Below are 12645 nucleotides of genomic sequence, written 5' to 3'. Positions count from 1 at the left end.
ACTATAACAAGGATTCCGTTTTAAAAAATATTATTTCTTTCTGTTAAGAACTTTATACTCTTCATAGCAACTGCTAATAGCGTCAAGTATCTGAAGGTCATTGGCTGTAGAAATAAAAGATTTTGAATAATTGCAATTATTCAAAATATCTTGAATATCAACTTTTTCTAGTTGAAGAAATTCTGTAAGCGTTTCTCTATCAAATTTAGAGGCCAGTAAATTACGAATATCATCGTCCTCTCGCATTTGTCTAAGCTTCCGCATTTGTGCAGGTTTCTTGCCAAAAAGGTTCCGTAATAAATCAGCAGGGTTAAGAATAGCACCTAAAACTTTAGTAACAGCGCTTGGATTCTTGTTTCCACCTTCATAGCTTACTCCTAAGCCAGATATACTGTACTGGTAAGCATTGTTTATGGGAAGATTTTTTACGTCAATTTCAAGGTAACCGGTAAGTTGATATGGTCTTACAATAACCTCTTCTAGTGCATAAGCAAGCTCTGTTAACGCAATTTCCGTATCCTTAAATTTAAACATATCGTTCGTAACTCTAATTTTTTGGGATTTAAAACCTAGAAACGAAAAATATAAGGTGTCGTTTACCGCAGCAGCAATTGAAAATTCACCTTTTTCATTGGTTATTGTACCAAAAACTTGGTTTAGGTTAACAACATGTACACTTTCTAGAGGTTCATCTGTTTGGGCATTTATCACCACAGCGTTAAGGCGTTGACCTTCTTCTGACTCTTGTGATAAGCCTATAAATGAAACGAAAAGAATTGTAAGCGATAAAAGATATTTCATTGTACTGACGCGTAATTAGGATGCAAACAAAACAAAAAAAATACGCCGAAGCGTATTTTTAATATACAATTAACTAAAAGAAATCTCCTTTTCTTTTAGTTGTACGTCGTTTTCCTGAGTTAGGTGAACTAGATTCGCTTTTGTCTCGTCTTCTTCCTTTAGACTCAGAGCTACCCTCTTTTCTTCCTCTTGAACCACGATCATCATCTCTTCTTCCGCCACCGCTGCTTCTTTTTCCTTTATAGCCGCCACCGAAACCGCTTCCGCCGCTTCTTCGTCTGTTGCCGCCTCCGCCACCACCAGGGTTTTTAGAAACTTCAACGTTAACAAAACGACCATCTACCTTAAATTCCGTGAATTTGTCAAGAATTTGCTGTGTAACTTCTGCTTCAGTATTAAAGAAAGAAAAACTCTCTTTTACATCTACTTTAAATACATCTTCTTGTCCTAAACCAACGGTATCTCTAATGAAGTCTTTTAAAGACATCCAATCATAACCGTCTCTTTCACCAACGTTTACAAAATAACGAACTGCACCACTAGTTGGTATTTCTGCTCTATCTCTTCCTTCACCACGGTCTCTACCGCTATCGGAAGAGTTTAAGTCTTTGGATTTATTGTAGTAATTGAAGAATCTAGTAAATTCAACAGAAACTATTTTCTTAATCAATTCTTCACGGTCAATACCTTCAAGAACATCATTAATGGCAGGTAGATATGCATCTACATCTTCATTAATCTCAGTATCCTTAATCTTATTTGCTAAGTGATATAATTGAATTTCACAGATTTCCATTCCCGTAGGAATTTTTTTCAATATAAATTTTTGATTGATTTTATTCTCGATCGCCTTAATCTTGCGTTGTTCACTACGAGTAACAATAACCATAGAAATACCAGATTTACCGGCTCTACCAGTTCTACCACTACGGTGAGTATATGTTTCGATTTCATCTGGTAATTGGTAGTTGATAACATGTGTAATATCATCAACATCAATACCACGTGCAGCAACATCTGTTGCTACAAGCATTTGAATCTGCTTTTTGCGGAAAGAGTTCATTACCAAATCTCTTTGGTTTTGGCTTAAATCTCCATGTAAAGCACCGGCATTGTATCCGTCTTCAATTAATTTTTCGGCAACTTTTTGAGTATCACGTTTTGTTCTACAGAAAATTACAGAAAATATATCTGGATTTGTATCTGCTAATCTTTTTAATGCAGGGTAACGATCTCTACCACCAACAACATAATATTCATGTTGTACGGTAGAAGCACCAGAATTCTTAGCACCCACAGTAATTTCTTGTGGAGAGTGCATAAATTTCTTTGCAATTATAGAAACCTCTTTAGGCATCGTTGCAGAGAATAACCATGTAGATTTATCATTAGGCGTACCAGAAAGAATATCTTTAATGTCTTCCATGAAGCCCATGTTCAACATTTCATCAGCCTCATCTAATACACAATAGTCAATCTTGGAAATATCCACAAGACGTCTACTGATCATATCTTTCATTCTACCAGGCGTAGCTACAATAATTTGAGCTCCTCGTTTTATTTGTCTTGCTTGTTCTGTAATACTGGCACCACCATAAATGGCAACTACATTAATATTACGTTCGTATTTAGAATACGCTTGCATTTCTTTCGTTATCTGTAAGCATAGCTCACGAGTAGGGGAAAGAATTAAACCTTGTGTAGTTCTGCTATCGCTATCAATTTTTTGAATTAATGGAAAACCGAATGCGGCAGTTTTACCTGTACCTGTTTGCGCTAAGGCAACTAAGTCGGTTTCACTTTCCAATAAAATAGGGATTGCTTTTTCTTGAACTTCTGAAGGGGTCTCAAAACCCATATCAGTAATAGCATCTAATAGAGACTTTTGCAGTCCTAGTGCTTCAAACTTTGTCATAATATGTTATACTAAATCGCAAATATGAATGTTGCATAGAGCGATTATCGTATATAACCTATTTAGACTCAGGGCAACACATGCTATACTAGCGGCGTTAATTAAGCGGCAAAGGTACTGCGAATATTTGAATCAGTATAATTTATTGGGAAAGTAATACTATGGTGCCAGTAAATACCCATATATAGAAAGGGATGCGCCGGTAATGCCAAAGATAATCATTAGCCCAATTAATCCTTTTTGAAGCCTAGGGTTATCATAAATGATTATACAAACAGCACCAAGCACGATACAAATTTGAAAAAATAGCAATGCATAATCAAATCTTTTGGTGGCGTAGTCATAAGATTTTGTCAATCTTTCCCATTCTTTAACGCCGGTAATGATACCCATTTCACCTTCAATATCTTGTACCCAGTTTTCTTTGCCTACATGTTTAGAGCCTAATAAGATTTCTGTTTTTTCTGATTCGTATTTGATTATTTTTTCTCTTACTTCAGCTATTTTTTGTTCAATTACAGGTTTTTTTTCTTCGGTAACTATACCACTTTCAATCAAAGCTTTTAGGTAATCTAGTTCGCTTTCTTTTAAACTTTCTTTTATGCTTTTAGATTGATACCAGTTAGAGTAGCTTACCACATTATTATGGGCAATCATCATTTCTTCTTCCAATTCGCCATTTACCATTTGCGATATTGCCATAAGAGCGGCAAATAATGCGATAAGTACACCGCCAATGGCTTCTGCACGTTCAGATGCAACCGATACAACAACCGTTTCCCCTTTATTTTTCTCCTGTAACATGAATACTATTTAGGTATGTAATCAATTTTTTGAATGCCAGTGCGCGGTGGCTAATTTTGTTTTTAATGGTTAAAGGTAGCTCTGCAAAAGTTTCTTTATATCCATTTGGTTGAAATATTGGATCGTATCCAAAACCATTTTCTCCTCGTTTGCTTGCTGTAATTACGCCTTCTATTTTGCCTTCAAATATATATGTTTTACCATTTAGGTTTAAAGCGATTACAGTTTGAAAGTAAGCTGATCTATCTTTTTTGCTGCTTAAGTTAGTTAATAATTTATCCATATTGGCATTTGAATCTGCCTGTGTACCGGCATATCGCGCAGAATACACTCCTGGTTCGCCTTTAAGTGAATTAACTAGTAAACCTGTATCATCTGCAAAACATGATAGTTGGTAGTTATTTGTTATAAAATCTGCCTTTAGTTTTGCATTTCCCTCAAGTGTATCCGCTGTTTCTGGTATATCTGTTGTACAACCTATAGTTTCTAAATTTATTAGTTCTATTTGGTTAGGAACCAATTGTTGAACTTCTTTTAGTTTATTTGGGTTGTGAGTGGCAAATACAAGCTTCATGCTAACAATTTGGAATTTGGTTTGTTAATTTACATTATCAAAAGTAGTAATTTTATAAAATGGAATTAAAAGTACCACCAGCTTTAGTGTTTGTATGTTTTGGATTGATAATGTATTTATTAGCAGAATTTCTACCAATTGGTTATTTTGACTTTTACGGTAAAATGTTGCTTGTTAAAATTTTAGTAGGTTTGGGTGTGTTAATTGCAATTATGGCGCTGTTGCAGTTTGGTAGGGCAAAAACTACTATAGATCCAACAAAACCGGATAAAGCTTCAAATTTAGTAGTTGGTGGTATTTTTAAGTTTTCTCGTAATCCAATGTACTTATCTCTATTATTGATTTTGTTAGCCTTGGGCGTTTTTTTAGGAAATGCATTTAATATTTTAATAGCTTCTACGTTTGTGGGGTATATGAATCGTTTTCAAATTATTCCTGAAGAACGAATTCTCTTAGAAAAATTTGGGCGTTCCTTTAAAGATTATTGTATCTTAACAAGGCGCTGGTTCTAGAAAGTCTCACTTTCAATTATATTAGTCTTTGTGCTAATATTTAAATATATTATTGAATTAGCTTATAATTTAATATATTAGCGTAATAACTAATAGTAATGATAGCGATAATCACTGGAGACATCATAAATTCTGAAAATCATCCAAGTTCTCAATGGATAGACTTATTAAAGAATTACTTCAACCAATTTGGGGCATCCCCAATGAATTGGGAAATTTACCGTGGAGATGAATTCCAATTAAAGGTAACGGAGAAAAATGCTTTATTTACGGCTATACGTATTAAGGCTATGTTGAAATCCATAAAGGGCTTGGATGTTAGAATGGGTGTTGGCATTGGTCTGGAAACATATATAGGTACAGGTGTAACGGAATCTAATGGACCAGCTTACCAAAGGTCAGGACGAAATTTTGAAACCTTAAAAGAAAGTAAAGTAAATCTTAGTATTGCAACTGGTGATACTAATAAAGACCGCACATTAAATTTAATGTTACGTTTAGCATTGGACTTTATGGATGATTGGAGTGTAGTTTCTGCAGAGATTGTAACATTGGCACTTGACTATCCACAATTTTCACAGAAAGAAATAGCACAACGATTGGGAATAAAGCAATCTGCTGTAAGTCAGCGTTTAAAAAGAGCACGATTAGATCTGGTATTAGATGTATTATCATATTATAAAGAATTAATAACAGTAAAATAAATATGCTGATTTTTATAAAACTAGTACTTGGTCATCTAATTGGGGACTTTGTTTTACAACCAAAAAAATGGGTACTTCATAAACAAGCAAATAAAATAACATCCAAATATTTATATCTACATGTGCTACTGCATTTTGCTTTGTACATGCTTTTACTGTGGGATTTGTCTTTATGGACAATTGCCTTTGTAGTTGCAATTACCCATTTAGCTATAGATATTTTAAAGTTGTATGCCAATGAAATGTTTAAGAATAAGAGCATTCCGTTTTTTATAGATCAAATACTTCATATACTGGTTATTTATTGCTGCGCATTTTATACTGATTTATATACCCATACCTTATCTCTCTTTGAAAATCTAGATTGGTATTTGGTAACGGCAATTGTATTCGTAACCTATCCGGCGTCAATTATTATGGGTCAGGTTTTAGAAGGTATGTCAAATCAGATTGAGACAGATCACAAATCGCTGCCTAATGCTGGTAAGTACATAGGTATCATTGAACGTCTATTTGTATTGATATTTATAGTTATAGGTAGGTGGGAAGTTATCGGGTTATTAATAGCTGCTAAATCTGTTTTTAGATTCAATGATCTTAAAGAGCGAAATAATAGAAAGTTAACAGAGTACATTTTAATAGGTACTTTGGTTAGTTTCGGCATGGCTATTCTGGCTGGACTCCTTTATATTTCATAAATAATTTACAATGGTAAAAAAGTATTTTTTGCTCTGGTTGGTGTTGTTGGTATTCGCCCCGAAGGTAACTTGCCAAGTAGGTGAATTTGAATCTTTTGATGGGGTACACATAACCTACACTGATGAAGGGCAAGGTGAGCCGATTTTATTACTGCACGGCTTTATAAATTCTAGAAAATCTTGGGAGAAAACAGCTTTAAAACAAGATTTACTTGATTCTGGTTATCGCGTAATTATACCAGATATGCGGGGCAATGGAGATTCTGATAAACCGCAAACAGATATAGCATATAAAAATAATGCAGAGGTAAAAGATTTGATTTTATTAATGAATCATTTGAATATGGAATCCTATAAAGCAATAGGCTACTCAAGAGGTAGCATTGTGTTGGTAAAATTATTAACCGAAGATGCTAGAGTTGCAAAAGCCGTATTAGGTGGTATGGGTATAGACTTTACGAATACAAATTGGGACCGGAGAATAATGTTCGCAAAAGCATTTGATGGTGATGTAAATGAAATAACTAAAGGCGCTGTGGACTATGCAAAATCTATTAATGCAGATTTACGGTCACTTCATTTGCAACAAAAATACCAGCCAGTAACTTCTGTAGAAGACTTAAATAAAATTAAGATAGCGGTACTTGTAATTTGCGGAGATGAAGATTCGGATAACGGTAGCACAGAAGAATTACGCAATGCATTAGGGAACGGAAAATTGAATAGAGTACCCGGTGATCACAATGGAACATATAAAACAGAAGATTTCTCTAATTCTATTCTAAAATTTTTAAAATAAAGAATGTCTTTTTGTCAAATTACATCATAACAAAAGCTTTTTGTTTTATTTCCAAGATATCACATATCAGGATAAATTAAATTTTTACTTTTGCTACTTATTTTAACGACAAAAATTCCTATCCAAACCAAAGAGAATAATGGTAGAAGTAAGTAGAAAATACGTTTTTGATTTTGATAGTACGTTAACTAGGGTAGAGGCTTTAGATGTTCTTGCAGAAATGACTTTAGAAGGAAGGTCTAATAAAGATGAAGTAATTAAAGAAATACAAAAGATTACCAATTTAGGTATTGACGGTGATATTTCATTTACAGAGTCATTAGAGCGTAGAATTAAGTTGTTACATGCTAAAAAAGAAGATTTAGATGGATTGGTTGAGCAGTTAAGAAGCAAAATATCTAAATCTATAGAATCTAATAAAGACTTTTTTGAAAAATATGCAGATGATATCTATGTGATATCTTGTGGATTTAAAGAGTTTATAGACCCAATTGTAAAAGAATACAATATACCTTCTGATCGAGTGTATGCAAATACATTTAAATTCGACGAAGAAGGAAATATCATCGGTTTCGATGAAAAGAATGTACTATCCCAGCACAATGGTAAAATTGATTGCCTAAAGCAAATGAATTTGGACGGGGAAGTTCAAGTTATTGGAGATGGTTACAGTGATTATGTAATGCGCGAGGCAGGTATAGCAGATAAGTTTTTTGCTTATACGGAAAACGTGCATAGAGAGAAAGCCGCAAATAATGCGGATTATGTTACACCAAGTTTAGATGAATTTTTATTTGTGAACAAGTTGCCAAGAAATATTTCGTACCCAAAGAATAGGATTAAGGTCCTGCTATTAGAAAACGTGCACACTGCTGCATTCGATAATCTATCAGAAGACGGTTTTTCCGTTGAATTGATTAAACATAGTTTGTCTGAAGAAGAGTTGATCGAAAAAATCAAGGGCGTTCACGTTCTAGGTATTCGCTCAAAAACACAGGTTACACAAACTGTTTTAGATGCTGCCGATAAACTATTGGTGGTTGGTGCTTTTTGTATAGGAACCACCCAGATAGATTTAGAGACAGCCAAAAAGAAAGGTATTGTAGTTTTCAATGCTCCTTATAGTAATACTAGATCTGTTGTAGAATTGGCAATAGGTGAAATTATTATGCTAATGAGAAGTGTTTTTGATCGTAGTAGAGAAATTCACGAAGGTCAATGGCAAAAAACAGCGGCAGGTTCAAGAGAAGTTCGTGGTAAAAACTTAGGTATCGTTGGTTACGGTAATATTGGTAAGCAATTATCTGTATTGGCAGAAGCTATGGGTATGCGTGTTTATTACTATGATGTGGATGATAAATTAGCTTTAGGAAATGCGGTTAAATGCAATACGCTAGAAGATTTATTAAGCGTATCTGATGTAGTTACTTTGCATATTGATGATAATAAAGCGAATAAAAACTTTATTGGTGAGCGTGAAATAAAGCAAATGAAAAAAGGTGCAATGCTAATTAACCTTTCTAGAGGTTTTGTAGTTGATATTGATGCCCTTGCAGAAGGTTTAAAAAATGGTCATGTTGGTGGTGCTGCTGTAGATGTTTATCCAGATGAGCCCGCTAGTAATGGAAATTTTCAAACAAAGTTACAAGGTTTTCCAAATGTAATTTTAACTCCTCATGTTGGTGGTAGTACAGAAGAGGCACAGCGAGATATCGCAGATTTTGTACCGAATAAGATAATGGATTATATTAATTCTGGTAATACTGTCGATGCAGTTAATTTCCCAAATATTCGTTTACCAAAACAAAATAAATCGCACCGTTTTCTACATATTCATAAGAATGTGCCTGGTATAATGGCGAAAATCAACAAAGTATTGGCTCAGTACGAATTGAATATTAATAGTCAATATTTATCTACTGATAATGAAGTTGGTTACGTAATTACAGATTTAGACAAGGAATACAACAAGGAAGTAATTAAAGAATTGAAGAAGGTAGAGAACACAATTAAGTTTAGAGTGCTTTACTAGTAAATTAAGAAAAGTTATATCTTTTATTCAAAAATGCAAGTTGAGAAACTTGCATTTTTTTTTGACCAACTTTTAGGTTTTTCTACAACATTTTTGATAATGTGTGGTTATGGTTATGATACATTTATATCTTGTAGGAAATATCTTTAAATATGCTGAAAAGGATTTTATCTAAATTTAAATCTGGTAATAGTTTTAACAACTATTATCTATTGGCTTTTACTGTAATTGTATTAACGATTATTATACAATCAATAATTCAGTATTCTTTAGCAAGACAGCGTCAAGATGCATTAAGAATAAATGAGGCAGGTAGACAAAGAATGTTGTCTCAGTTTATTGTTAAGAGTGTTTATGAGTGTAATTATGGTACTTGTGATTATGGTGAGTTGCGTTTAGCAATGAAAAAGCTATCAAATACAAATACGGCGCTACAACAAGGAAACGAAGAAATCGGTATTCCAGAATTAAATAATGAAAATATTCAAAACAATTTCAATAAGCTACAGCCACATATAGATTATATTCTTGAATCTTTAGATGATTTTAATGAATTAGGTGAAGTGGATATGGAAAGGCTGTCATCTGAATCAGATCAATTTTTGGTAGTAATGGATACTATTGTTGGGCAATTTCAGAAAGCCTCAGAAAAGGATATTAAAACACTTATGATTGTTGAGTTAGAGCTTGCCGTATTTTCCTTGTTGATTTTAATTTTTGAAATTTTCTTTTTTATAAATCCTTCCATTAAAAAGATAGCCAGCCAAAATCAAAAATTAAAAGAAATTAATTGGCATCAAACCCATGCTTTCGAATCGCACATGAAAAATATTAAGAATTATAATCACGTTCTTAAGATTGAAAAAAACATGGAGCATAAAGAAGAATTAATTTCTTTTTTAATGGAAGAACTTAATGATCTAGAAATAGTCTCTAATAACATGGTAAAATCATTAATGAAACCAGCATAATTGATTTTAATGCATTGATAAAGCCCTGATTTATTGATGATGGTAAGGCTCATTTTTTAAAATTGTGTAAGCTCTATAAATTTGCTCAGTAATAAATAAACGCACCATTTGATGTGAAAATGTCATTTTAGATAAACTTATTTTTCCTGATGCCTTTGCATATATGTCGTTACTAAATCCATAGGGTCCACCAATTAAAAAAACCAATTGCTTAATGCCAGAATTCATTTTCTTTTGAAGGTATTGTGAAAACTCCACAGAAGTATATTGTTTACCTTTTTCATCAAAAAGTATTAGAATATCTGTTGGTGCTAATTTTTTGAGGATTAGTTCACCTTCCTTTTCCTTTTGTTGGTCTTCAGGTAAATTCTTTGTCTTTTTTAAATCAGGTATCAATTCAATTTCAAAATTGACATAGTGCTGTAGTCTTTTTTGATATATTTCAATAAGCTCTTGCAGTTGAGAACTATCTGTCTTGCCAATGGCTAAAAGTTTTATAGTCATATGTCAAAAGTAAATCAATTTCGCAAATGGATTTGTAAATTAGCAATACAATAGATATTACAAATATGATTTCAGAAGAACAATTTAAAGAAGAGATAACATTAATCATTGCAAATGCCATTCGTGAAGATGTTGGTGATGGTGATCATAGTTCGTTGGCATGTATACCAGATTCTGCAACAGGTAAAGCAAAATTGTTAGTGAAAGATGAAGGTATAATTGCTGGAGTGGATTTTGCTGAACTTGTATTTTATTTTGTAGATCCTAATTTAAAAATAGAAGTTTTAATTAAAGATGGTTCACCAGTAAGTCATGGTGATATTGTTTTTTATGTAGAAGGTAGTTCTCAAAGTATTCTAAAGGCAGAGCGCTTGGTATTGAACGCCATGCAAAGAATGAGTGCGATAGCTACAAAAACTAATATGTTCGTTAATCTATTAAAAGGGACGGGAACAAAGATTTTAGATACAAGAAAAACCACTCCAGGTATACGAGCGCTAGAAAAATGGGCAGTAAAAATTGGCGGAGGAGAGAACCATAGGTTCGCATTGTATGATATGATAATGCTGAAGGATAATCATATTGATTTTGCTGGAGGAATTACAAAAGCCATCGATAAGACGAAGAACTACTTAAAAGAAATAGGTCGTGATTTAAAAATCATCGTTGAAGCAAGAGATTTAGAGGAGATAAAAGAGATTTTAGAGTCGGAAGGGGTATATCGTATATTAATAGATAACTTTAATTACGAAGACACTAGGGAAGCTGTTAAATTAATAGGCAACACCTGTTTAACCGAGTCTTCTGGTGGAATTAATGAGAAGACTATTAGGGAGTATGCAGAGTGTGGTGTAGATTTTATTTCTTCTGGAGCATTGACTCACTCGGTTTATAACCTAGATTTGAGTTTAAAAGCAGTGTAGATGTCTTTAGAGGTCGAAGAAAAATTAGAAAAGATTCCTATCATAAATTGGTTTGTTCTGTTTTTGAAAAAAATTAGATTACCAGGTTTTGAAGGGCTTTCGGTGTATGACCTTATAGAGATGTATGTACTTGGTATTTTAAGAGGTACGCTTTCTACACGCGCCAGTGCCATTGCTTTTAGCTTGTTTATGGCTTTGTTTCCGTTGATCATATTTATGGTTACTTTGGTACCTTTTTTATTGCCTTATATAAGTATTGAACATGGTGATTTTGAAGTACAATTTCGATTGTTTTTAGAGTCATTCTTACCAAATGCTACAGGTGATTATTTTGGGGAGGTGTTTCAACAAATTAAAGATCAGAAACGAGGAGGTTTACTTTCTTCTTCATTTTTACTTTCTATTTTTTTAGTAGCAAATGGCGTAAACGCTATTTTTGGAGGGTTTGAAACATCATATCATATTGATCTAACACGACATTTTTTTAGACAATATCTGTATGCATTAATGGTAGGTTTAATATTATCTATTTTAATTTTAGTGGGCTTTGTGGCGTTTATATATTTTGAATTCTATGTACTTGGTTACTTATCTGAATTCGCTGCAAAACAAGGTGGTTATATTTTAGGTGAAGATGAAGTGGTAGGTGTGCAGATAGCAAAAGTGTTATTCTTTATAATACTATCTTATTTCACTACAGCAATTCTGTATTACTTTGGAACGAGGGAAGGAAGGCAAGCAAAATTCTTTTCTTTTGGAGCTTTGATGACTACAACGTTGTTTTTAATTACCTCATATCTTTTTGGTATCTACGTGGAAAAATTTGCTAGATACAATGAATTATATGGCGCGTTAGGTGGATTATTAATTTTAATGGTCTACATCTGGTTAAATTCTAATATATTGCTACTTGGGTTTGAACTGAACGCATCTCTCAACACATTACGTAAAATCACCAAAAAAGAATGATAAACAAAACTGTACAATTAAGTATTCTCTTTATATTATTTATTTCAATGAGCATTTCTGCACAATCCGTTTTTGGTAAGTGGAAAACTATTGATGATCGTACCGGTTTGCCTAAAGGTGTTATTGAAATTTATAAAAAAGAAGGGTTAATGTATGGTAAGGTCATAAAAATCTTAGAAGAAGGTAAAGAAGGAGTTACTTGTGTAAAATGTGATGGAGATTTAAAAGATAAACCCGTAGAAGGAATGGAAATTATTACTGCAGGTAAACTTCATGATGATGGTGAATGGAAAGGAAAAAGACTCTTTGATCCAGAACAAGCCATGACATTCCGTTTTAAAATATGGTTGAATCCTGATAATTCCAATGAATTAAAGGTGAGAGGATATTTGGCTTTTATCTTTAGAACCCAAACTTGGGTGCGAGTGGAAGGATAAAT

General features: G+C 33.2%; 14 protein-coding genes. 9 read left to right on the top strand and 5 right to left on the bottom strand.

Annotated elements, in window-relative coordinates; genetic code table 11:
• Window positions 1-30: 30 nt before the first annotated feature.
• From P178_RS0116795 to P178_RS0116780, 4 genes are all read right to left on the bottom strand, one after another.
• Window positions 31-801 (bottom strand): carboxypeptidase-like regulatory domain-containing protein, encoded by a 771-nt coding sequence (locus P178_RS0116795; protein WP_027067317.1) that lies wholly within the window; start codon window positions 799-801, stop codon window positions 31-33.
• Window positions 802-874: 73 nt separating this feature from the next.
• Entirely contained in the window at window positions 875-2716 is a 1842-nt protein-coding gene (locus P178_RS0116790) for a DEAD/DEAH box helicase (RefSeq protein ID WP_027067316.1), read from the bottom strand.
• 159 nt (window positions 2717-2875) lie between these two features.
• Entirely contained in the window at window positions 2876-3520 is a 645-nt protein-coding gene (locus P178_RS0116785; RefSeq protein ID WP_036147043.1) for a DUF4337 domain-containing protein, read from the bottom strand.
• Window positions 3501-4094: a non-canonical purine NTP diphosphatase gene (locus P178_RS0116780; RefSeq protein WP_036147041.1), complete on the bottom strand. Its 594-nt coding sequence runs from the start codon at window positions 4092-4094 to the stop codon at window positions 3501-3503. Before P178_RS0116780 ends, P178_RS0116785 begins: the two co-directional genes overlap by 20 nt.
• A gap of 59 nt (window positions 4095-4153) precedes the next feature.
• Here P178_RS0116780 and P178_RS0116775 point away from each other — a divergent pair, with 59 nt between their 5' ends.
• The 6 genes from P178_RS0116775 (at window position 4154) to P178_RS0116750 (ending at window position 9810) form a co-directional block, all read left to right on the top strand.
• Window positions 4154-4606, top strand: a complete 453-nt coding sequence (locus P178_RS0116775; protein WP_027067313.1) for a methyltransferase family protein — start codon at window positions 4154-4156, stop codon at window positions 4604-4606.
• A 98-nt stretch (window positions 4607-4704) separates the two neighbouring features.
• Window positions 4705-5310 (top strand): SatD family protein, encoded by a 606-nt coding sequence (locus P178_RS0116770; RefSeq protein ID WP_027067312.1) that lies wholly within the window; start codon window positions 4705-4707, stop codon window positions 5308-5310.
• A gap of 2 nt (window positions 5311-5312) precedes the next feature.
• Entirely contained in the window at window positions 5313-6008 is a 696-nt protein-coding gene (locus tag P178_RS0116765) for a DUF3307 domain-containing protein (protein ID WP_027067311.1), read from the top strand.
• Window positions 6009-6018: 10 nt separating this feature from the next.
• Window positions 6019-6807 (top strand): alpha/beta fold hydrolase, encoded by a 789-nt coding sequence (locus tag P178_RS0116760; RefSeq protein ID WP_036147038.1) that lies wholly within the window; start codon window positions 6019-6021, stop codon window positions 6805-6807.
• Window positions 6808-6946: 139 nt separating this feature from the next.
• On the top strand, window positions 6947-8839 hold the full coding sequence (gene serA / locus P178_RS0116755) for a phosphoglycerate dehydrogenase (protein ID WP_027067309.1): 1893 nt from the start codon (window positions 6947-6949) through the stop codon (window positions 8837-8839).
• Window positions 8840-8991: 152 nt separating this feature from the next.
• Window positions 8992-9810, top strand: coding sequence for a type IV pili methyl-accepting chemotaxis transducer N-terminal domain-containing protein (locus P178_RS0116750; protein WP_027067308.1), 819 nt, complete (start codon window positions 8992-8994; stop codon window positions 9808-9810).
• A gap of 30 nt (window positions 9811-9840) precedes the next feature.
• Here the strand turns inward: P178_RS0116750 and rlmH are convergent, their stop codons facing one another.
• Window positions 9841-10314 carry a 23S rRNA (pseudouridine(1915)-N(3))-methyltransferase RlmH gene (gene rlmH / locus P178_RS0116745; protein WP_027067307.1) on the bottom strand — a complete coding sequence of 158 codons (474 nt, stop codon included), beginning with the start codon at window positions 10312-10314 and terminating at the stop codon, window positions 9841-9843.
• A gap of 65 nt (window positions 10315-10379) precedes the next feature.
• Between rlmH and nadC the strand changes: the two genes are divergently transcribed.
• From nadC to P178_RS0116730, 3 genes are read left to right on the top strand one after another with little or no spacing between them, the layout of a single operon-like run.
• Window positions 10380-11237, top strand: coding sequence for a carboxylating nicotinate-nucleotide diphosphorylase (gene nadC, locus P178_RS0116740; RefSeq protein WP_027067306.1), 858 nt, complete (start codon window positions 10380-10382; stop codon window positions 11235-11237).
• On the top strand, window positions 11238-12206 hold the full coding sequence (locus P178_RS0116735) for a YihY/virulence factor BrkB family protein (protein WP_027067305.1): 969 nt from the start codon (window positions 11238-11240) through the stop codon (window positions 12204-12206).
• On the top strand, window positions 12203-12643 hold the full coding sequence (locus tag P178_RS0116730) for a DUF2147 domain-containing protein (RefSeq protein WP_027067304.1): 441 nt from the start codon (window positions 12203-12205) through the stop codon (window positions 12641-12643). Before P178_RS0116735 ends, P178_RS0116730 begins: the two co-directional genes overlap by 4 nt.
• Window positions 12644-12645: the final 2 nt, after the last annotated feature.

The sequence above is a fragment of the Maribacter sp. Hel_I_7 genome (assembly GCF_000688315.1).
GTDB lineage: Bacteria > Bacteroidota > Bacteroidia > Flavobacteriales > Flavobacteriaceae > Maribacter > Maribacter stanieri.
Note: the sequence above shows the minus strand (reverse complement) of the source record. Positions and strands in the feature narration are given on the sequence as shown.

What these genes read in the sequence shown, in the direction of transcription:
- P178_RS0116795 (WP_027067317.1), bottom strand. Translation starts at nt 801, where the DNA reads ATGAAATATCTTTTATCGCTTACAATTCTTTTCGTTTCATTTATAGGC.
- P178_RS0116790 (WP_027067316.1), bottom strand. Translation starts at nt 2,716, where the DNA reads ATGACAAAGTTTGAAGCACTAGGACTGCAAAAGTCTCTATTAGATGCT.
- P178_RS0116785 (WP_036147043.1), bottom strand. Translation starts at nt 3,520, where the DNA reads ATGTTACAGGAGAAAAATAAAGGGGAAACGGTTGTTGTATCGGTTGCA.
- P178_RS0116780 (WP_036147041.1), bottom strand. Translation starts at nt 4,094, where the DNA reads ATGAAGCTTGTATTTGCCACTCACAACCCAAATAAACTAAAAGAAGTT.
- P178_RS0116775 (WP_027067313.1), top strand. Translation starts at nt 4,154, where the DNA reads ATGGAATTAAAAGTACCACCAGCTTTAGTGTTTGTATGTTTTGGATTG.
- P178_RS0116770 (WP_027067312.1), top strand. Translation starts at nt 4,705, where the DNA reads ATGATAGCGATAATCACTGGAGACATCATAAATTCTGAAAATCATCCA.
- P178_RS0116765 (WP_027067311.1), top strand. Translation starts at nt 5,313, where the DNA reads ATGCTGATTTTTATAAAACTAGTACTTGGTCATCTAATTGGGGACTTT.
- P178_RS0116760 (WP_036147038.1), top strand. Translation starts at nt 6,019, where the DNA reads ATGGTAAAAAAGTATTTTTTGCTCTGGTTGGTGTTGTTGGTATTCGCC.
- serA (WP_027067309.1), top strand. Translation starts at nt 6,947, where the DNA reads ATGGTAGAAGTAAGTAGAAAATACGTTTTTGATTTTGATAGTACGTTA.
- P178_RS0116750 (WP_027067308.1), top strand. Translation starts at nt 8,992, where the DNA reads ATGCTGAAAAGGATTTTATCTAAATTTAAATCTGGTAATAGTTTTAAC.
- rlmH (WP_027067307.1), bottom strand. Translation starts at nt 10,314, where the DNA reads ATGACTATAAAACTTTTAGCCATTGGCAAGACAGATAGTTCTCAACTG.
- nadC (WP_027067306.1), top strand. Translation starts at nt 10,380, where the DNA reads ATGATTTCAGAAGAACAATTTAAAGAAGAGATAACATTAATCATTGCA.
- P178_RS0116735 (WP_027067305.1), top strand. Translation starts at nt 11,238, where the DNA reads ATGTCTTTAGAGGTCGAAGAAAAATTAGAAAAGATTCCTATCATAAAT.
- P178_RS0116730 (WP_027067304.1), top strand. Translation starts at nt 12,203, where the DNA reads ATGATAAACAAAACTGTACAATTAAGTATTCTCTTTATATTATTTATT.